The organism is Actinomadura sp. NPDC048394, assembly GCF_040651755.1.
Taxonomy (GTDB): domain Bacteria; phylum Actinomycetota; class Actinomycetes; order Streptosporangiales; family Streptosporangiaceae; genus Spirillospora; species Spirillospora montaniterrae.
In genome coordinates, this window is record NZ_JBEZJL010000099.1 from 16,385 (window position 1) to 36,701 (window position 20,317).

Annotated in this window: 17 protein-coding genes; 15 read left to right on the top strand and 2 right to left on the bottom strand. The window is 76.2% G+C overall.

The window, feature by feature from the left end; genetic code table 11:
• Positions 1–28 precede the first annotated feature (28 nt).
• Together AB0C78_RS44725 and AB0C78_RS44730 are read left to right on the top strand one after the other, a co-directional pair.
• Entirely contained in the window at positions 29–784 is a 756-nt protein-coding gene (locus tag AB0C78_RS44725; protein WP_360760745.1) for a phytanoyl-CoA dioxygenase, read from the top strand.
• A 51-nt stretch (positions 785–835) separates the two neighbouring features.
• Positions 836–3,802 (top strand): glycine--tRNA ligase, encoded by a 2,967-nt coding sequence (locus tag AB0C78_RS44730; protein WP_360760747.1) that lies wholly within the window; start codon positions 836–838, stop codon positions 3,800–3,802.
• Positions 3,803–3,850: 48 nt separating this feature from the next.
• Here AB0C78_RS44730 and AB0C78_RS44735 read toward each other — a convergent pair whose 3' ends face one another.
• The gene (locus AB0C78_RS44735; RefSeq protein ID WP_360760749.1) at positions 3,851–4,909 is read right to left on the bottom strand and encodes a DUF2332 domain-containing protein; all 1,059 of its coding nucleotides are present in this window, start codon (positions 4,907–4,909) and stop codon (positions 3,851–3,853) included.
• 124 nt (positions 4,910–5,033) lie between these two features.
• Between AB0C78_RS44735 and AB0C78_RS44740 the strand changes: the two genes are divergently transcribed.
• Positions 5,034–6,659 (top strand): AMP-binding protein, encoded by a 1,626-nt coding sequence (locus tag AB0C78_RS44740; RefSeq protein WP_360760750.1) that lies wholly within the window; start codon positions 5,034–5,036, stop codon positions 6,657–6,659.
• Positions 6,656–8,119 (top strand): MFS transporter, encoded by a 1,464-nt coding sequence (locus AB0C78_RS44745; protein ID WP_360760752.1) that lies wholly within the window; start codon positions 6,656–6,658, stop codon positions 8,117–8,119. The genes AB0C78_RS44740 and AB0C78_RS44745 overlap by 4 nt, the downstream gene beginning before the upstream one ends.
• Before the next feature lie 370 nt (positions 8,120–8,489).
• On the opposite strand, the gene AB0C78_RS44750 is transcribed toward AB0C78_RS44745, so the two are convergent.
• Complete coding sequence (locus AB0C78_RS44750) at positions 8,490–9,347, bottom strand: family 3 encapsulin nanocompartment shell protein (RefSeq protein ID WP_360760754.1); 858 nt, start codon at positions 9,345–9,347, stop codon at positions 8,490–8,492.
• A gap of 205 nt (positions 9,348–9,552) precedes the next feature.
• Between AB0C78_RS44750 and AB0C78_RS44755 the strand changes: the two genes are divergently transcribed.
• The 11 genes from AB0C78_RS44755 (at position 9,553) to AB0C78_RS44805 (ending at position 20,182) form a co-directional block, all read left to right on the top strand.
• Complete coding sequence (locus AB0C78_RS44755) at positions 9,553–9,783, top strand: hypothetical protein (RefSeq protein WP_360760756.1); 231 nt, start codon at positions 9,553–9,555, stop codon at positions 9,781–9,783.
• Entirely contained in the window at positions 9,780–12,617 is a 2,838-nt protein-coding gene (locus tag AB0C78_RS44760) for a type 2 lanthipeptide synthetase LanM family protein (RefSeq protein ID WP_360760758.1), read from the top strand. The genes AB0C78_RS44755 and AB0C78_RS44760 overlap by 4 nt, the downstream gene beginning before the upstream one ends.
• Positions 12,614–14,821 (top strand): aminotransferase class I/II-fold pyridoxal phosphate-dependent enzyme, encoded by a 2,208-nt coding sequence (locus AB0C78_RS44765; protein WP_360760760.1) that lies wholly within the window; start codon positions 12,614–12,616, stop codon positions 14,819–14,821. Before AB0C78_RS44760 ends, AB0C78_RS44765 begins: the two co-directional genes overlap by 4 nt.
• Entirely contained in the window at positions 14,821–15,570 is a 750-nt protein-coding gene (locus AB0C78_RS44770) for an SDR family oxidoreductase (RefSeq protein ID WP_360760762.1), read from the top strand. Before AB0C78_RS44765 ends, AB0C78_RS44770 begins: the two co-directional genes overlap by 1 nt.
• Positions 15,571–15,605: 35 nt before the next feature.
• Positions 15,606–16,250 carry a nitroreductase family protein gene (locus AB0C78_RS44775; RefSeq protein WP_360760764.1) on the top strand — a complete coding sequence of 215 codons (645 nt, stop codon included), beginning with the start codon at positions 15,606–15,608 and terminating at the stop codon, positions 16,248–16,250.
• Positions 16,251–16,340: 90 nt separating this feature from the next.
• Positions 16,341–17,519 (top strand): chorismate synthase, encoded by a 1,179-nt coding sequence (gene aroC, locus AB0C78_RS44780; RefSeq protein WP_360760765.1) that lies wholly within the window; start codon positions 16,341–16,343, stop codon positions 17,517–17,519.
• Between the two features lie 16 nt (positions 17,520–17,535).
• A complete protein-coding gene (locus AB0C78_RS44785; protein ID WP_360760766.1) occupies positions 17,536–18,045 on the top strand; it encodes a shikimate kinase in 510 nt (169 codons plus the stop codon).
• Positions 18,042–19,115 (top strand): 3-dehydroquinate synthase, encoded by a 1,074-nt coding sequence (gene aroB / locus AB0C78_RS44790; protein ID WP_360760768.1) that lies wholly within the window; start codon positions 18,042–18,044, stop codon positions 19,113–19,115. Before AB0C78_RS44785 ends, aroB begins: the two co-directional genes overlap by 4 nt.
• Complete coding sequence (gene aroQ / locus AB0C78_RS44795) at positions 19,112–19,564, top strand: type II 3-dehydroquinate dehydratase (RefSeq protein WP_360760770.1); 453 nt, start codon at positions 19,112–19,114, stop codon at positions 19,562–19,564. The genes aroB and aroQ overlap by 4 nt, the downstream gene beginning before the upstream one ends.
• A gap of 97 nt (positions 19,565–19,661) precedes the next feature.
• Positions 19,662–19,958, top strand: coding sequence for a hypothetical protein (locus AB0C78_RS44800; RefSeq protein WP_360760772.1), 297 nt, complete (start codon positions 19,662–19,664; stop codon positions 19,956–19,958).
• A gap of 32 nt (positions 19,959–19,990) precedes the next feature.
• A complete protein-coding gene (locus AB0C78_RS44805) occupies positions 19,991–20,182 on the top strand; it encodes a hypothetical protein (protein ID WP_360760774.1) in 192 nt (63 codons plus the stop codon).
• The last annotated feature ends 135 nt before the right edge of the window (positions 20,183–20,317 follow it).

A 20,317-nucleotide genomic window follows, 5' to 3' on the forward strand; every position in this document is an offset into this window, starting at 1 on the left:
GGCGGAGCGCCGTCGGCATGCTGGGCCGATGCACGAGATCGACGTGGACGCCTTCGTCGCGGACGGCTTCGTCCGGGTGCCGGAGGCGTTCCCCCGGGACCTGGCCGCGGAGTGCCGCGCGATCCTCTGGCGCGACACCGGCTGCGATCCCGGCGACCGCTCGACCTGGACGAAGCCGGTGGTCCGGCTCGGCGGGTACGCGCAGCCGCCGTTCCGCGCGGCGGCGAACACGCCGCGCCTGCACGCCGCCTACGACGCGGTGGTGGGGAAGGGCGCGTGGGAGGAGCCGGGCGGCCTCGGAACGTTCCCGATCCGGTTCCCGAGCGACGCGGAGCCGGGCGACGACGGCTGGCACATCGACGCGAGCATCCCCGGCGACGACCCGTCCGACATCTGGGGATACCGGGTGAACCTGGCGTCGAAGGGGCGGGCGCTGCTGATGCTGTTCCTGTTCTCCGACGTGGGCGAGGACGACGCCCCCACCCGCATCCGCGTCGGCTCCCACCTGGACGTCCCGCCGATCCTGGAACCGGCGGGCGACGAGGGCGTCGCCTTCATGGACCTCGCGCGGAAGGCCGTGCCGGCGTCGGAACACCGTTCCGTCGCGTTCGCGACCGGGCGGGCCGGTGACGTGTACCTGTGCCACCCGTTCCTGGTGCACGCCGCTCAGCCGCATCACGGCACGGAGGTCAAGTTCATGGCGCAGCCGCCATTGCTGCCGTCGGGGCCGCTCCCCGAATCGTCCCCCGTGTGGACGGCGATCCAGCGAGGTCTCGGGCGCTAACGCATCTACGCTTAGCCGCTCGACCCCGTTGGGAGAATCACCGTGCTCACCATGCAGGACGCCCTGATCCGGCTCACCGGCCACTGGGCGGGGCACGGCTGCCTCGTCGGGCAGCCGATGAACACCGAGGTCGGGGCGGGCACGCTCAACCCGAACACCGCCCTGCGCGTGCTCGGGCCCGAGCCGTGGCGCGTCGCCTACGTCGAGCCGAGCGTCCGGCCCGATGACTCCCGCTACGGCGACAACCCGAACCGGCTCCAGACCCACACCCAGTTCCAGGTGATCCTCAAGCCGGAGCCGGGCGACGCGCAGGAGCTGTACCTCGGCAGCCTCGCCGCGCTGGGCATCGACCTGCGCGCCCACGACGTCCGGTTCGTCGAGGACGACTGGGCGTCGCCCGCGCTCGGCGCGTGGGGGCTCGGCTGGGAGGTCTGGCTGGACGGGCTGGAGATCACCCAGTTCACGTACTTCCAGCAGTCCGGGGGGATCGCGCTCGACCCCGTCTCGGTCGAGATCACCTACGGGATGGAGCGCATCCTGATGGCGCTGCAGGGCGTCTCGCACTTCAAGGACATCGAGTACGCGCCCGGCATCTCCTACGGCGAGGCGTTCGGGCAGTCCGAGTACGAGATGAGCCGCTACTACCTCGACGACGCCGACATCGCGGCGAACCGGGAGCTGTTCGAGACGTACGCGGCGGAGGCGCGCCGGATGCTGGACGCCCGGCTGCCCGTCCCCGCCCACTCCTGCGTGCTGAAGTGCTCGCACGCGTTCAACGTGCTGGACGCGCGCGGCGCGATCGGCACCGCCGAGCGGGCCCGCGCGTTCGCGCGGATGCGGGGCCTCGCCCACGAGGTCGCCGCCCTGTGGATCGAGCGCCGCGCCGAACTCGGCCATCCGCTCGGCGACGCCACCGTCTTCGAGATCGCCCCGGAGAAGTCGGCCCTTCCCGAGATCGCCGCACCGGCCGCGTTCGCGCTGGAGATCGGCGTGGAGGAACTGCCGCCGGGCGAGGTGCGGCCCGCGGCGGAGGCCGTCGCGGAACGGCTCCGCGACGGGCTGGAGGAGGCGGGCCTGCTCACCGACGCCTCCGAGGTCGACGCCTTCTCGACGCCCCGCCGCCTCATCGCCGTCGTCCGGGACGTGGAGCCGAGGTCCCCGGACACCGAGGAGGTCGTGCGGGGGCCGAGGCTCGCCGCCGCCTACGGCGCGGACGGGGAGCCGACGCGGGCGCTGCTCGGGTTCGCGCGCGGGCAGGGCATCGACGCCGCCGACGTCCGGAAGATCACCGTCGGCGGCAAGGAGTACGCGGCGCACGTCCGGACGGTCGCCGGGAAGCCCGCCGCGCACGTCCTCTCCGGGCTGCTCCCCGAGATCGTCTCCGGGCTGCGCGCCGGCAAGAACATGCGCTGGAACGTCCCCGGCCTGTCGTTCGCGCGCCCGGTCCGTCGGGTGCTGGCCCTGCTGGGGCACCGGCAGATCGTGCTGGACGAGCTGAACCAGGGCAGGATGACCGACGTCCACCGCACCGCCGACCCGTCCCGGGTGCCGGTGCCGGACGCGCTGTCGCTGGTCGGCGTCCTCCGGGAGCACGGCATCGAGCCCGATCCGGCGCGGCGCCGCACCCGGGTCATCGAGGACGCGCGGGCGCTCGCCGCGCGCCACGGCGGGACCGTCGACTTCGCCGCGGAGCAGGACCTCGTCGAGGAGATCGTCGACCTGGTCGAGGAGCCCGTCGCGATCCTCGGGTCCTTCGACGCGGCCTACCTCGACCTGCCCGAGGAGATCCTCACCACGGTCATGCGCAAGCACCAGCGGTACCTGCCGGTGCGCGGGCCGTCCGGACGGCTGCTCCCGCACTTCGTCACCGTCGCCAACGGCGAATGCGACCACGGCGTGGTCCGGGCGGGGAACGAGGCCGTCATCCGCGCCCGCTACGAGGACGCCGCGTTCTTCTTCCGGCAGGACCTCCGCCGGACGCCGGACGAGATCAAGCAGGGCCTGGACCGGCTCACGTTCACCGGACGGCTCGGCTCGATGGCGGACCGGTCGGCCCGCATCGCCGCGATCGCCGCGGACATCGCCGACCGCGCCGGCCTCGGCGCGGACGAGCACGCGCCGCTCGCCCGCGCCGCCGCGCTCGCCAAGTTCGACCTGGCCTCGTCCGTGGTCATCGAGCTGCCAGGCCTCGCCGGGACGATGGCCCGCGAGTACGCCCGGCGCGCGGGGGAGGACGCCGCCGTCGCGCAGGCCCTCTACGAGATGGAGCTGCCGCGCTCGGCCGGGGACGCGCTCCCGGCGAGCGCCGCCGGCGCCGTCCTCGCCGCCGCGGACCGGCTCGACCTGCTCGCCGGGCTGTTCGCCGCGGGCGCCGCGCCGACCGGCGGGTCCGACCCGTTCGGGCTGCGCCGCGCCGCGCTCGGGCTGACCGCGATCCTGCGGGCCGTCCCGCGCCTGGCCCCGCTCACGGTCGGCGACGGGCTCGCGGCCGCCGCCCGGCACCAGCCCGTCGAGGTGCCGCCGGACGCGCTCGCCGAGGCGGAGCGGTTCGCCGCGCGGCGGCTGGAGCAGAGCCTGCTGGACGAGGGGCTGCCGATCCCGGCCGTCCGGGCCGTCCGGCCGCTCGCGGGCGCCCCGGCCCGCGCCGCCCGCGCCGCGTCCGACCTGGTGGAACTGCTCCGCACGGACGAGTTCGCGCGGCTCACGACCGCGCTGCAGCGGGTGCTGCGGATCGTCCCCGAGGGGACGGAGGCCGGCCATGACCCCGGCCTGTTCGCCGAGCCCGCCGAAGGCCGCCTGGCCGAGGCGTTCGCGCGGCTCCGCGACGGGCTCCCGGAGCAGCCGCCGCTGCCGGAGTTCGCGTCGGCCGCGGCCGGGCTGCCCGGCCCGATCGACGCCTACTTCGACGACGTCATGGTGATGGACAAGGACCTGCGCCTGCGCGCGAACCGGCTGGGCCTCCTCGCCGCGATCCGCGACCTGGTCGTCCCGCTCCTCGACTGGCGCGAGATCGGCTAGTCCTGGCCGACCTCGGCCGGTGCCGGACGGCCTCAGTACCGGGTGGCCTCAGTACCAGGTGACGGGGAGGCCGTGCGGCGGGCCCTCGCCGAGGACCCGCCGCTCGCCGCCCGGCCACAGCCGCAGCGTCAGCAGCGGGGTGCCCTGGATGTGCGTTCCCTCGGGCGGCTCGAACGCCAGGTGCGCCACCGGCGCGTCGCGGGTCGCCGCCGCCCCGGCCGCCTCGATGTGCCGGTGGACGCGCGCGGCCTCCTCGTCCGGCAGGTACTGGATCATGACGGAGTGCCAGACGACGGTGACGGCGCCGCGCTCGGGGGCGAGGCCGTCCAGGAAGTCCCCGGCGCCGGCCCGGACCACCGTCGCCGGGACGCGCGCCGCCACCTCCAGCGCGGCGCGCAGCCGCTCGACGCGGGCGGTCTGGTCGGGCCACACGTAGGACAGCAGCCGCAGCCGCGCCTCCGGCGCCGCCGCGTCGAGCGGGGCGAGGTCGCAGCCGAGCCGCGCGGCGATCCGCAGCGGGACGGCCTCCGGGGGCGTGCCGCGCCACGCGTCCGGCAGCACGACCGGGGAGTCCGGCCCGTACCCGCCGCCGTCGAACAGCAGCCGGTAATGGTCGGCGCGCAGGTTCAGCCCGGCGCTCGCGCCGATCTCCAGCAGCCGGACCGGCAGCCCGGTCGCGGCGGCCACCGCCAGCAGCCCGCCGATCAGCGGCGCGGCCCGGCCGACCTCGTTGGTCTGCGGCGGGTCGGCGAGGCCCGCGCGGACCTCGGCCGCGTGCCGGGCCAGCACGTCGCGGAACGCGGGCCACGCCGCGAGCGGGTCGGCGGTCCCGCCGGCGGTCGGGTAGTGCGCCGCGAGCTCCGGCGCCCGGCCCTCCAGCACGATCCGGTGCACGGTGCCGAGCATCCGCAGCGCCAGCGCGCTGGACGCGCGACCTCCGAGCACCCCGGCGACCGGCCCGCCGGCGTCCGCGTCGTCCGCCGCCCGCGCCAGCAGCTCCGCGTACATCGGCGAACCCTGCCCGGCGCACACCCGCGCCTGGGCGAGCAGCTCCCCGCGCACCCCGCTCTCCCCGCTTCCCTGGCGCTCCCCGCTTTCCTCGCGCACCGCGCCACCTCCCCGCCTCCGCCGGTCCGCCCGCCGGGCGGCCCCGTCTTCGTCAACAGTCACCGTTGTCGCCGCCCGCGTCCCGCGGTCATGATCAAAATACCTGGGATGGAAGGGGTCAAAGGTGACAAACCTCCACGATGGACGGGAGTACCGCGCGCGCGGCTGGTGGCGGGACGGGACGTTCCTGGACGACCTCGCCGCGCGGGCCGCCGCCGCGCCGGACCGGCCGGCGGTCGTCAGCCACTTCTGGGAGACCGCGGACGGCCCCGACACCGTGCTGACCTGGGCGGAGCTGGCCGAGCGGGTGGAGCGCTGCGCCGCCGGCCTCGCCGCGCTCGGCGTCCGCCCCGGCGACCGGGTCGCGATGCAGCTGGTCAACCAGTGGCAGGCGACCGTCCTCGCGCTCGGCTGCGGCCGCGCGGGCGCGGCGGTGGTCCCGTACTACATCGCCTCAGGCGCCGCCGACACCGAGTGGATCCTGCGCGAGTCGGGCGCGGTCGCGGTCGTGTCCCTGGACGAGGTGCGCGGCCTCGACATCGCCGCGACCATCGCGGGGATGCGCGACCGGCTGCCCGCGCTGCGGCACCAGATCGTCGTCGGCGGGAAGGTCCCCGAGGGCGCGGTCGGGTTCGAGGACGGGCTGCTGGCCTCGGACGCCGCGCCGCCCGAGCACCGTCCCGGCGGCGACGACGTCTTCCAGATCATGTACACCTCGGGGACGACCGGCCGCCCCAAGGGAGTCCGGCACTCCTTCAACACGCTGTACGCGATGGCGCGCTCGTTCACCGTCCCGCTCGGCCTCGGCCCTGACGACGTGCTGTCCACCCCCTGCATCGTCGGCGGGCAGGGCGGCTGGCTGTACGGGATGCTCGCGCCGCTCGTCGCGGGCGCGACGGCGGTGTGGGCGGACGCGTTCAAGCCGGGCGACTTCCTCGACCTCGCCGCCGGGTACGGGATCACGACCGCGTACTTCACGCCGCTGATCCTGGACGAGCTGGTCGCCGAGCAGCGCGAGAACCCGCGCCCGCTCGCGCTCCGGCACATGGTCACCGGCTCCACGCCGATCCCGCCGGGCCTGCCCGCGCGGTTCCGCGAGACGTTCGGGTTCCCCGTCCGCCCGCTGTGGGGGATGACCGAGAACGGCGGCGTCACCATCGGCCGCGACGACGACCCGCCGGACTGGGCGGCGCGCAGCGACGGCCGCCCCGTCGACTGGATGGAGGTCCGGCTCGTCGGCGAGGACGGCGCGCCGGTCGACGGGCCGGGGCGGCTGGAGGTGCGCGGCGCGAACCTGTGCCTCGGCTACGAGGGCGCCGACGACGTCTTCGCCGCGTCGGTGCACGACGGCTGGTTCGCCACCGGCGACCTGGCCCGGCCGGACGGCCGCGGCGGCATCAAGATCATCGGCCGCACCAAGGACATGATCAACAAGGGCGGGCTGCACGTGCCCGCCGTCGCCGTCGAGGAGGTGCTGCGCGCCCACCCGCGGATCGCCGAGATCGCGGTCGTCGGCGAGCCCGAGCCGCTGCTCGGCGAGACCGTCGTCGCCGTCGTGGTGCCGGACGGCGAGCCCCCCGCCCTGGAGGACCTGCACCGCCTCGTCCGGGACGCGGGCATGACGCCCGGCTACGAGCCGGACCGGCTGGAGGTCGTCGCCGAGCTGCCGAAGACGCCGACCGGGAAGGTCCGCAAGCGCGCCATCGAGGAGGAACTCGCCCGCCGCGCGAGCACCGCCGCCGCACCGTGAGCTCCCTGCGCCGCGGCGCGGTGATCCGTTCGCGCGCGCACGCGCTGAGCCCGTCCCGGCGGCGGGCGCTGGCGCTGACGTCGGTGATCCTCGCCAACGTGATGGCGGTGATCGACTACAACATCGTCAGCGTCGCGATCCCGCGGCTGCTGCGCGCCTTCCCGGGCAGCACCCTCGCCGGACTGTCCTGGACGATCACGGGCTACACCGTGGTGTTCGCCGCCGTGCTGCTGCCCGCCGGCGGCATGGCGGACCGGCTCGGGCCCAAGCGGATCTTCCTCACCGGGCTCGCGGTGTTCACCGCCGGCTCGGCCGCCTGCGCGCTCGCGCCCGGCCCGCTCGGGCTGGTGCTCGCCCGGCTGCTGCAGGCCACCGGCGGCGGCGCGGTCGTCGCGCTCGCGATCTCCGTCGGGCTCAGCGAGTTCCCCGGCCGCGCCGGGCACGCCTTCGGGCTGCTCGGCGCGGTGTCCGGGATCGCCGGGGCGAGCGGGCCCGCGCTCGGCTCGGCGCTGATGGCGCTCGGCGGCTGGCGCTGGATCTTCCTGATCAACCTGCCGCTCGGCGCGCTCGCGCTGGCCTGCGGCGCCGCCGGCATCCCGCCCGGGACGCGGACGGGACGCGGCCTGCCCGACCTCGCCGGGGTCGCGCTGCTCGCGGGCGGCGTCGCCGCGCTGGTGCTCGGGCTCGTCCAGGGCCCCGAATGGGGCTGGACGGACCCGGCGGTCCTCGGCGCCGCCGCCGGCGGCACCGCGCTGACCTGGCTCGGCGTGCGCCGGTCGGCGCGCCACCCGCGTCCGGCCGCGGACTTCGCGCTGCTGCGCGCCGCGTCGACGGCGGCGGGGAACGCGGCCATGGCGCTGATGAGCGTCACCCAGTTCGCGGTCGCGCTGTGCGTCGCGCTGTACCTCACCGAACGGTGGGGCTACTCGGCGCTCACCGCCGCGCTCGCGCTCACCCCGGGCCCGCTGACCTCCGCCGCGGTGTCCTGGTGCGCCGGGCCGCTGGTGCGGCGGGCGGGCGCGCGGTCCGTCGCCGTGGCGGGCGGGCTCCTCGGCGCCGCGGGCTGGTGCTGGCCGCTCGCCGCCGAGGCGGTGGCCGGGGGCCGCGCCTACGCGGTGATCGTGCTGCCCGCGCTCGTCGCCGGCACGGCCGGGATGGCGGCCACCGCGGTCGCGGTCGAGACGATCGCGATGGAGGCCGTCCCGCCCGCCCGGTACGGCAGCGGCAGCGCGCTGATCATGCTGGCGCGGTCGGCGGGCGCCGCGGTCGGCATCGGCGGCCTGGCCGCCGTGCTGCACGAGCCGTCCGCGCGCGGGTTTGACGCCGCGTGGGCCGGGCTCGCCGCCGGAATGCTCGCCGCCGCCGTCGCGGGTGCCGCCGGCACGCGCGGCGCCCGCGACCCGGAAAGCGGTCGCGGGCGCCGCCGCGCCGTTTCCGCCGAAGGCGGGGCGCGACACTGATCAATGGCCTGAACGGTCGGACCGGAAATTGCCGGAGACCGCGACGGTCATTCGGCCGGCCAACGGGCGGGCCATTGTCGCGATACCGTCATGCCATTTTCGGCGGGCGAATTGTCACCACGGCTTCGTGCGCATGCGTCTCACCTCCCCGCGCTCGCCGGAACTCAGGGTGCGGGCGGTCGTCACCACGGAGGAGTGCGCATCCCGTTCACCTCCCCTCGGCCGGATCGGACGGGACCTGGAAGATCACCACGGGGTCGTGCGCATGGGGCCACCTTCCCTTCTGGCCGGCTCGGGGCCCGGCGATCGCGGACCCCGCGGATCGGGGGCGGGCGCCGGGGGCCCGTGCGGGCGCGCCCCGGCGCACCGGTCACAGGCTCAGCAGGACGAAGTGCTGGGGGAGGTGCACCGCCAGGCCGAGCGGCATCGACGCGGTGATCGTCGCGGTGTCGCCGTGCACGCGCAGCGCCAGCGCCGACTCCTCGCCGTCCAGCAGCGTCACGCCCGCGCGGAAGTCGCCGAGCAGCACCCGGTCCCGCGCGATCATGCGGGTCCGGGTGATGCGCAGGCCCGCCGCGTCCAGCGCGGGCAGCGCGCCCGCGCCGACGAGCCGCCAGTACAGCGCCGGGTGCATGACCAGCCCGTCGCACGACCCGCCGGTCTCCTCCACCTCGGCGCACGCCGCCATCAGCGCGTCCATCGGCTCCCCGGCCGGCGCGTCCAGGCGGCGCAGGCCGTCGAGGTTCAGCAGGCCGGTGATCGCGCCGTCGCCGCTGCCGTGCAGCAGCACCTCGTTCTCCACCGTGCACAACCGGACGATCACGCGGTGCTCCACGAACCGCGCCAGCAGCGCGGGGTCGCGGGTCAGCTCGGCCGGCACCGGGACGGCCACCGAGATCTCCGTCAGCTCGGCCTTGGCCGCCGCGGCGCGGAACGCCGCCTCGGGCGTCGCCCGGTAGGCGGTCCCGCTCGCGCCGCCGCCGTCGGCGGGCAGCTCGCGCACGTACCGCAGCGGCCCGCCGGTGACGGTGCCGCCCTTCGTCTGCTCCCGGACGGTCGGCCGGGGCCGCGTCGAGGCCAGCGGGAAGAGCGCGGTCAGCGGCCTGCGGACGCGGACGGCGGCGTCGCCGCCGGCCGCCCGGGCCACCGCGACCGCCAGCTCCTCGCCCGGCCCGCGCTCGCGCAGGGCGGGGTCGTCGATGAGGTAGTCCAGCACGGGAGCTCCCATCACGCGCGCCCCGCGCCGTCCCCGGTTCTCGGGGCGGGCAGGCCGCGCGGCGCCGATGCCGCACGGCGCGATCTTGCGCCGTGCCAGCCCGAGAGTAAGCAAAGTCCGGCGAAATGAAAAGGGTCCCCGACGATCTTGTCGGCGGAAATTCGCCGTGATACAACGGCTCTGCGGATTGGCTTCTCCAGCTCAGGACGGTGAATACATGCGGCACCCGGAGAAAAGTGGTGGACGGGCCGCCGCATTCACCGATCCGGTCATTGACGGGACCACCGGGACCGGCAGCAGGCCGGCGGCCCGCCCGGCCCCCGGCTGCCCCCTGCGCGCCGCCGCCCTCGCCGCGGAGGCCGGTGCGGAGGCCGGCGCGGCGGAGCCCGCGAACGCCCCCGCCGGCGGAGGGACGCCGCCGGCCGGGACGCCGGACGACGGCCGGTGAGCGCCGTGGCCCCGGCGCTCGCCGGCATCCCCTGGCGGCGCGCCGCCCGCCCGGGCGAGCCGCGCGACGCCGAACCCGAGTGGCACCGCCGGTTCCGCACCGCCTGGGAGACCCCGTCCCGCACCCGGTCCACCGAGGAGCTCGGGCTGCTGGAGGCGGCCCGCCCGCTCATCGACGACGCGCGGCGCACCCTGCGCGAATGCCTGCTCTCCGACCTCGGCCCGGACGTCCCGCACGGCCTGCCCGACCTGCTCGCCGCGACGTCGCCGCTCGGCTGGCTCACCATGGCCGTCCAGCCCGCCCTCGCCGAGGAGCTGGCGGCGGCGTCCGCCCGCGGCCTGGACGGCGCCACGCCGCAGGACCGGTACGCGGCCTTCGTGCGCGGGCTCGCCGACCCCGGCCGGGCGCTGCGGATCTGGGCGGCGTACCCGGTCCTCGCGCGGCAGGCCGTCGAGATCCTGGACGACTGGGTGTCGGCGCGGCTGGCGTTCGCCCGCGAGCTGGCCGCCGACCTGCCCGCCGTCACCGCCGCGTTCGGCGGCGGCGCGGGGCTCGGCCCGCTGACCGGCGTCGAGTTCGGCCAGGGGGAGACGCACCGCGGCGGCCGCACCGTCGCGATCGTCCGGTTCGAGCGGATCGCGCTCGTCCACAAGCCCCGGTCCCTCGGCGTCGACCTGTGCTTCGACCGGCTCCTCGGCTGGTTCAACGACGCCGGCGTCCCGCACCCCTTGCGCCGTCCCCGCCTCCTCGACCGCGGCGACCGCGGCTGGAGCGAGTACATCGAGCCCGCGCCCTGCGCGCCCGCCGACCTCCCCGCGTTCTTCTGGCGGATGGGCGCGCTGCTCGCGCTCACCCACGCCGTGCACGGCTACGACCTGCACGCCGACAACGTGATCGCGGCGGGCGCGGACCCCGTCGTCATCGACCTCGAAGCGCTGTTCCACACGTCCGGGACCCAGCCGAACGCGCGCCGCGCCCGGCTCGGCGACCCGGCCGCCGCGCGGCTGGACACGTCCGTGCTGCGCACCGGGCTGCTGCCCGGCCCGCTCGTCATGCCGGACGTGGACACCGAGCGGCCCTTCGGCGTCGACATCAGCCCGCTCGGCACCGTCCCCGACCGCCGCTCCCTCATCCCGACGCCGCTCGCCGACGACCCCGGCACCGACCGGATGCGGGTCCGCCTCGGCTACCGCACCGTCCCGCCGCCCGCCGGACGGCTCCGCCTTCCCGGCGGCGGCACCGTCGACCCGCGTCCGCACCGCGACGCGCTGGTCGCCGGCTACACCGCCGCCTACCGCCGTCTCGCGTCCGCCGGGACGGGGCTCCTCGCGCCGGGCGGCCCGCTGGACGGATGCGCCGACGTGCCCGTCCGGCTGATCCAGCTGTCGACGTTCCTCTACGTCCGGCTGCTGCTGGAGAGCTGGCGCCCGGACGAGATGCGCGACGCCGCCCTGCGGGAGCGGGGCCTCGCCCGCCTCGACGCCGGCTGGCCCAGCGTCCCGCACCGCGACGCCCTCATCGCCGCGGAGAAGGCGGCGGTGTGGCGCGGGGAGGTGCCCGTCTTCGAGGTCCGCCCCGGCCACCGGGACGTGTGGCTGGAGGACGGGACGCGCCTCCCGGGCGTGCTGCCCGTCCCGCCGCTGGAGGAGACCGCCGCCCGGCTCGCCGCGCTGGACGAGGACGGCCTCGCCGCCCAGACCGCCATCATCGACGCAAGCCTCGCAGCCCTGCCCCCCGAACCCGCCCCCACCTCCGCCACCGCGTCAGGTCCGGCCACCGCGTCGGGGGATCCGCTGCGCGACGCGGTCGAGATCGTGCGGCGGCTGGACGCGTCGGCCGTGCGCTCGGGCGAGCGGATCGGGTGGCTCGGCGTCGAGGTCGTCGATGCCCAGACCCGCCGTGTCGCGTCCGCCGGCCTCGACCTGTACGGCGGGCTCCCCGGCATCGGGCTGTTCCTGACCTACCTGTGGGCCGTGACCGGCGAACCGTGGGTCGGAAGCCTCGCGGAGCGCGTCGCCGACGAGGTCGTCGCGCGGGTCGCCGCCGCATCCGCGGTCCGGGGAACGGTCCCGCCGCTCGGGCCCGTCTACCACCTGGCGCACGCCGCCGCCGTGCACGGCCGCCGCGACCTCGCCGAAGCGGCCCGCGACGCCCTGCTCCCGCCGGGGAACGGCCTCCCGTCCGGGGACGTCCTCGAAGGGGAGGCGGGCGCGGTGTTCAGCGCCCTCGCCCTGCACGCCGTCCTGCCCGGCGAGCAGCTCGCGGGCGTCGCCCGCGCCGCCGGGGAACGGCTCCTCGCCCGCGACCTCACCGATCCCGGGTTCGGCTACGGCGCGTCCGGCGCGGCCGTCGCGCTGGCCAGGCTGGACGAGCTGTGCCCCGACCCCCGGTTCGCGTCCCGTGCGCGGAGCCTCGCCGCCGGGGAGCGGGATCCGGGCCGCGACCCCGGCTGGTGCCAGGGCGCGGCGGGGGTCGCGCTCGCACGGCTGGAACTGGCCGCCCGGTACCGGTCGGACGCGGCCCTGCTGGAACGATCCCTCGCGACCGCGGCGGCCGTCCTGCGGGACGCCGCGCCCCAGGACGACTCGCTCTGCCACGGCGCGGCCGCCGTCCACGAGGCCCTGTCCGCCCTGGACGGGACCGCGCCCGCTCCGCGCCGCGACGCCTGGCGCACCGCCCTGCCGGAGCCCGCCCCCGGGCTGCTCGCCGGCCTGTCCGGCATCGGGTACGCGCTGCTGCGCCGCGCCCGGCCCGCCGAGGTGCCGCCGGTGCTCGCGCTGGCGCCGCCCGCCCCCTCCGCCAGCCTCCTGTTCCCCCCAGAGGAGACGCCATGACCGTGGACGTTCAGCCGGGACCGCTCGCGATCGACGGCGCGGAACCCGTGCGCACCGACCCGTGGCCCACCTACGACAAGGGCGACGTCTTCATCGAGGAGGAGGATCTGGAGGCCGCGCTCGACGCCGTCCGGGCCCGCCTCTACTTCCGCTACGACCACCGCCCCCACGCGGAGACGCGGACCGGCCGCCTGGAACGGGAGCTGTGCGCGTTCTTCGCCGCCCCGCACGCGCTGACCTGCGCCAGCGGCACCGCCGCGATCACCCTCGCGCTGCTCGCGCTGGACCTGCCGCCCGGCTCGCTCGTCGCGTGTCCCGCGTTCACGTTCGCGGCGACGCCGAGCGCGATCCTGCTGGCCGGGCACCGCCCGCTGCTCGTCGAGTGCGACGACGACCTGCACCTGGACGTCGCGGACCTGCGCCGCCGCCTCACCCCGGAGGTCCGCGCGGTCGTGGTGGTGCACATGCGCGGGTTCGCCTCCGACATGCCCGCGATCTGCGCCGTGGCCCGCGAGCACGGGATCCCCGTCGTCGAGGACGCGGTGCCCGCGCTCGGCGCCCGGCTCGGCGGCCGCCCGCTCGGCACGTTCGGCGACGCCGGGGCGTTCAGCACCCAGTCCGACAAGTCGCTGAACACCGGCGAGGGCGGGTTCCTGCTCACCCGCGACCCCGCCGTGCACGCCCGCGCGATCGTCTACTCCGGCGCCTACGAGGGGCGGATGGCCCGGCACTTCGACGGGCCGCCGCCGGCCGTCGACGACCTCGCCTACCCCATCTTCGGGCTGCGGATGGACGAGATCCGCGCGGCGCTGGCGTCCGCGCTGCTGCGGCGGCTGCCCGAACGGCTCGCCGCGCACCACCGCAACTACGACGACGTCGCCGCGCGGCTCGCGGACGTCCCCGGGATCGCGCTGCGCCGTCCCGTCGCCGACCACGCCTACCTCGGCGAGGCGCTGGTGTTCCGGCTGCCGGGTGCCGGTGCCGAGGCGACCGCCTGGACCGCCGCCGCGCTGCGCGCCGAGGGCATCGACGCGCGCGCTCGGCGACCCCGGCGACACCAACGTCCGCGCCTTCTGGAACTGGCGGTTCCTGTTCCCCGACCCGGCTCGCGCGCGCGCCGAGCTCCCCGTCACCGCCGCGCGGCTCGACGAGTCGGTCGACATCCCGCTGTCGGCCAACCTCACCGAACGCGACCGCGACCACGTGGTGACGGCGGTGCGGAAGGTGGCCGGGGCGGGACGCTGGTGATGGTCCGCGTCCTCTACGTGACCGGCTGGTGCCGCAGCGGCACGACGCTGCTCGGCAACCTGCTGGGGGAGTGCGACGGCGTCGTTCACGTCGGCGAGCTCCGTTACCTGTGGACGAACGGGATCCTCGGCCGCGGCACCAACACGCTGTGCGGCTGCGGCCTCGACGTCGCGTCCTGCCCGCTGTGGAAAGGCGTCGTCGCCCGCGTCGCCGGGGACGACCCGCAATGGCACGCCGAACGGGCCGTCCGCCTCCAGCAGGCCGCGCTGCGCACCCGCCACACCGGCCGCCGGCTCGCCGAGGCGCGCGGGGCCCGCGCCGCGCATCCCGCCGTCGCCGCCCTCGCCGCGCTCTACGCCGCGATCGCGGAGGAGTCGGGGGCGCGGCTGATCGTCGACACCGGCAAGTTCCCCGCCGAGGCCGCCGCGCTGTGCGGCGCGCCGGGGGTGGACGCCCGGGTCCTGCACGTCGTCCGCGACCCGCGCGCCACCGCCGAGTCGTGGCGGCGCGCCAAGGAGTACATCCCCGCGATGGGCGCCGCCCGCAGCACCGCGTACTGGACGGGCTTCAACCTCGCCTCCGAACGGGTCGCGCGCGCGTTCCCCCGCCGCTCCCTTCGGCTGCGGTACGAGGACTTCACCGCCGACCCGCGCGGGTCCCTCGCCCGCGTCATGGCGCACGCCGGGCTCGACGGCGAACCGCCCGCCGACGCGGACGGCCGCGCCGACCTCGGCGTCAACCACACCGTCACCGGCAACCCGGACCGGCTCCGGCGCGGCCCCGTCCGCATCCGCGAGGACGACGCGTGGACCCGCACGCAGCCGGCTCCGGCACGGCTGGTCGCCACCGCGCTCGCCCTGCCGCTGCTGGCCCGCTACCGCTACCCGCTCGTCCCGTCCGCGGCGGGCCCACCGGACCGGACGTCGCGGGACGAGGAGAAGGAGGGAGCGGCCTGATGGACCTCGGACTCACCGGACGCGTCGCCATGGTCGCCGCCGCGACCAGCGGGCTCGGCCTCGCCACCGCCCGCGAGATGGCCGCCGCCGGCGCCGACGTCGCGATCTGCGGCCGCGACCCCGACCGCCTCGACCGCGCCGCCGCCGAGATCGACAAGGCCGGGCCGGGACGCGTCGTCCCCACCCCGCTCGACGTCCTCGACCACGCCGCGTCCGCCGCCTGGGTGGACGCCACCGCCGCCGGCCTCGGCGGCCCGCACGTCCTGGTCACCAACGCGGGCGGGCCGCCCGGCGGCCCGGTGCTCGGCCGCGGCCTGGACGACTTCCGCGCGGCGGTCGAGCTGTGCGTGCTCAGCCACATCGCGCTCGTGCAGGCGGCGCTGCCGCACATGCGGGAGGCGGGCCACGGACGCGTCCTGATGATCGCCTCGGAGACGATGCGGCAGCCGACGCCGCGCTACGGACTGTCCAGCACCGTCCGGCCCGCGCTCGCCGGGTTCGCCCGGACGCTCGTCCGCGAGCTCGGGCCCGCCGGCGTCACCGTCAACGTCCTCGCGCCCGGCTACCACCGGACGCCCGCCGTCGCGGGGATGCCGGACCTCGACGAGGTCGCCGCGTCCATCCCCCTCGGCCGGCTCGGCCGACCGTCCGACTTCGGGGCCGTCGCCGCGTTCCTCGCGGGGGAGCAGGCCGGTTTCATCACCGGGACCACCCTCGTCGTCGACGGCGGCCTCGGCCAGGGCATCTGATCAGCCCCATAAGGAACACCCCCGGAAGGAACCAGGTGGACTTCGACGCCGTGCTCGCCAACCGCCGGATGGTGCGCCACTACCTCCCCGACCCGGTCCCGCCGGAGACGATCGACCGGATCACCGCCGTCGTCCGCAAGGCGCCGAGCGCGGGCTTCAGCCAGGGCCACCGCCTCCTCGTCGTCACCGACCCCGGCACCCGCAAGCGCGTCGCCGAGCTGGCCGAGGAGTCCTACTACACCGACCGCGGCGAGCCGCCGTGGTTGTCGGTCGCGCCCGTCCTGATGGTGCTCGGCATCTGCGAGGACGACTACCACGCCCGCTACACCAAGGCCGACAAGCTCGTCGACGGCCGGGAGATGGAGTGGCCCGCCCCCTACTGGTGGGTGGACTCCGGCGCGCTGCTGACGCTGATCCAGCTCACCGCGATCAACGAGGGCCTCGCGACCGGGTTCGCGACCGTCCGCGCCAAGGACGAGCTCGCCGCGTTCCTCGGCATCCCGCCGGAGATCGCCGTCGTCGGCCTGATCACCGTCGGCCGCGCCCACCCCGGCGCGCTGCGCCCCGCCGACCGCGAGCGGCTGCGCGGCCTGCGCAAGCCGTTCGGCGACCTCGTCCGCCACGAGTCGTGGAAGGACGGCGTCCCGCCGCCGAACCGGGGGACCGCCGCGTCCGCCTGACGGTCCCCGCCGCCCTGCCCGCGACCGGCCCGGCTCTCAGATGGTGGACGCGGTCACGCGCGGGTCCGCGGAGTCAATAGGATCGTCGGCATGCTGCGCTGGTTGACCGCGGGGGAGTCCCATGGCCCGGCCCTGACCGCGATCGTGGAGGGGCTGCCGGCCGGCGTGCGCGTGACCTCGGGGGACATCGCCGAGGACCTGCGCCGCCGGCGGCTCGGCCATGGGCGGGGCGCCCGGATGAAGTTCGAGCAGGACCAGGTGACGATCCTCGGCGGCGTCCGGCACGGGGTCACCCTCGGCGGCCCGGTCGCGATCCAGGTCGGCAACACCGAGTGGCCCAAGTGGGAGACGGTCATGTCGGCCGACCCCGTGGACGCCGACGTCCTCGCCGCCCAGGCCCGCAACGCGCCGCTGTCGCAGCCGCGGCCCGGCCACGCCGACCTCGTCGGCATCCAGAAGTACGGCTTCGACGACGCCCGCCCCGTCCTGGAGCGGGCGAGCGCGCGGGAGACCGCGGCGCGCGTCGCGCTCGGCACCGTCGCCAAGGCGTTCCTCAAGCAGGCCCTCGGCGTGGACGTGCTCAGCCACGTGATCGCGCTCGGCGAGGTCCAGGCGCCCGACGGCGTCCTGCCCGGCCCGGACGACCTCGCCGCCGTCGACGAGAGCCCGGTGCGCTGCTTCGACGCCGGGGCGTCCGCCGCGATGGTCGCGCACATCGACGAGATGAAGAAGGCCGGCGACACCCTCGGCGGCGTCGTGGAGGTGCTCGCCTACGGCCTCCCGCCGGGCCTCGGCAGCCACGTCCACTGGGACCGGCGCCTCGACTCGCGGCTCGCCGGCATCCTCATGGGCATCCAGGCGATCAAGGGCGTCGAGGTCGGCGACGGGTTCACCACCGCGCGCCGCCCCGGCTCCCGGGCGCACGACGAGATCGACAACACCCCGGAGGGGATCCGCCGCCGCACCAACCGGGCCGGCGGCGTCGAGGGCGGCATGACCACCGGCGAGGTGCTGCGGGTCCGCGCCGCGATGAAGCCGATCTCCACCGTCCCGCGCCGGCTCGACACCATCGACGTGAAGACCGGCGAGCCCGCCAAGGCCATCAACCAGCGCAGCGACGTCACCGCGGTGCCCGCCGCCGGCGTCGTCGCCGAGGCGATGGTCGCGCTGGTGCTCGCGGACGCGGCGCTGGAGAAGTTCGGCGGCGACTCGGCTGAGGAGACCGCCCGCAACCTGCGGGGATACCTGTCCTCGCTCACCATCAAGTGAAGTGGACCGGCGCACTATGACGCGACCGAAGGCCGTCCTGATCGGGCCGCCCGGATCGGGCAAGACCACCGTCGGCACCGCCCTCGCCGAGCGGCTCGGCGTGCCGCTGCGCGACACCGACGCCGACGCCGAGGCCGCCGCCGGCAAGCCGATCGGCGAGATCTTCATCGACGACGGCGAGGACCGCTTCCGCGAGCTGGAGCGCGCCGCGGTCGCCGCGGCCCTCGCCGAGCACGAGGGCGTCGTCGCGCTCGGCGGCGGCGCCGTCCTCGCCGCCGAGACGCAGGAGCTGCTCGCCGGGCACACCGTCGTCTACCTGCGCGTCGGCCTGTCCGAGGCGATCAAGCGGGTCGGGCTCGCGTCCGCGCGGCCGCTGCTCGTGCTGAACCCGCGCAGCCAGATGCGCAAGCTGCTGGAGGAGCGGCTCCCGATCTACGAGCGGCTCGGCACCGTGCACGTCGACACCGACGGGCGCGACCCCGCCGACATCGTCGAGGAGATCGTCAAGGCGCTGGAGGCGGCATGACGCGGGCGCGGGTGCACGTCGGCGGCGCCGACCCCTACGACGTCGTCATCGGCACCGGCGTCCTCGCCGAGCTGCCCGCGATGGTCGGCGACCGCGCCCGCACGGTCGCCGTGGTGCACGCCGAGGGCCTCCCGGAGATCGCCCGCCCGGTGTGCGGCGCGCTGGAGGAGGCCGGGTACGCGGTGCGCGCGCTGCCCGTCCCCGACGGCGAGGCCGCCAAGGAGGTCGGCGTGCTCGCCGGGCTCTGGTCGGCGTTCGCGCAGGCCGGGATGACCCGCACCGACGTCGTCGTCGGCGTCGGCGGCGGCGCCACCACCGACCTCGCCGGGTTCGCGGCGGCGTCGTGGCTGCGCGGGGTGCGGTCCGTGCTCGTCCCGACGACCCTGCTCGGCATGGTGGACGCGGCGGTCGGCGGCAAGACCGGCATCAACGTCCCCGAGGGCAAGAACCTCGTCGGCGCCTTCCACCCGCCCGCCGGCGTGCTGTGCGACCTCGCCACCCTCGTCACGATGCCGCACGAGGACTACATCAGCGGCCTCGCCGAGATCATCAAGGCCGGGTTCATCGCCGACCCGACGATCCTCGACCTCGTCGAGGCCGACCCGGAGGGCGCCGCGTCCCCGGCCGGCCCGCACACCCGCGAGCTGGTCGAGCGCGCGATCCAGGTCAAGGCGGACGTCGTCTCCGCCGACCTCAAGGAGAGCGGCCTGCGGGAGATCCTCAACTACGGGCACACGCTCGCGCACGCGATCGAGAAGGCCGAGGACTACAAGTTCAGGCACGGCCACGCCGTCGCCATCGGCATGGTCTACGCCGCCGAGCTGGCCCGGCTCGCCGGGCGGCTGCCCGCCGACGTCGTCCGGCGGCACCGCGACGTCCTCGCGTCCGTCGGGCTGCCCGTCTCGTACGCCGCCGACTGGGCCGGCCTGCGCGAGACCATGACGATCGACAAGAAGTCGCGCGGCGCCACCCTCCGGTTCGTCGTCCTGGACGGCCTCGCCGAGCCCGGCCGCCTGGAAGGCCCCGACGAGGACCTGCTCGCCGCCGCTTACCGAGAGGTCTCACGATGACGCGTGTGCTGGTGCTGAACGGGCCGAACCTCGGCCGGCTCGGCAGCCGCGAGCCCGAGGTGTACGGCGCGGCGACGCTCGACGACCTCGCCGCGCTGTGCCGCGACACCGGCCGCCGCCTCGACCTGAGCGTCGACGTCCGGCAGACCGACGACGAGGCCGAGCTGATCCGCTGGGTGCACGAGGCCGCCGACGAGCGGCTCCCGATCGTGCTCAACCCGGCGGCGTTCACCCACTACTCCTACGGGCTGCGCGACGCCCTCGCCCAGCGGACGGCGCCGCTCGTCGAGGTGCACATCAGCAACCCGGCGACCCGCGAGGAGTTCCGGCACACCTCCGTCGTCGCGGGCGTCGCCACCGGCACCATCGCCGGGTTCGGGATGATGTCCTACGTCCTCGCCCTGCAGGCGGTCGCCGAACTCCTCGCCGAATCACCTCGGGATTCCTGACAAGATCCGCCGATTGCTACATGATCACCGGTCGGTGATCATGTACGCGTGGCCGCGGCCCACCCGTTCCCGACGGTTCTGGGAGACGACGCATGTCGTGATTCCCGCTGTAGGCGCGCTCGTCCTCGCCGGCGTCGTCGGCGTGGTGAACCTGATCATCCTGCTGGCCGTGCTCCGCCGGTGGCGGGCGCTGGAGGCCGCCGGCCCGCCCGCCGCCGGGACCTTCTCCGGCGTCCGGATCATCGACCGGATCCCGGCCTTCTCGGCCCGCGCCCTCGACGGCACCGCCGTGACGGAGCGGACGCTGCTCGGCAAGGAGACCCTGGTGGGCTTCTTCTCGACGACCTGCGGCGCCTGCGTCGCCGCCCTGCGGACCGAGCTCGTCGCCCCCTAGCCCCCGCCGGACCGACCACCATGCTCCAGAGCGTGACCCGGCGCGTCACCCGCGCCATCGAGGTGCTGCTTCCCACGGCCACCGCGGACGCCGGCTGCCCGCCGGACTCGTGGATGGAGTACAAGATCATGGGCGGCGTCTGCTTCGGCCGCACCTGCTCCACCAGCGGCGACTGCAAGACGCACTGCGGCGCCTGGTACAGCTACAGCATGAACTACTGCTGATGCCCCGCCGGAACGCGTGACACCCGCCTGACGGCCGTGGGGGGGGGGGCGGGGGGGGGGGGGGCGGGGCGGGCGGGGCGCCGGCCGCGGGGGGCCCCCCCCCCCCCCCCCGCCCCCGGCCGCGCCGCCCCCCCC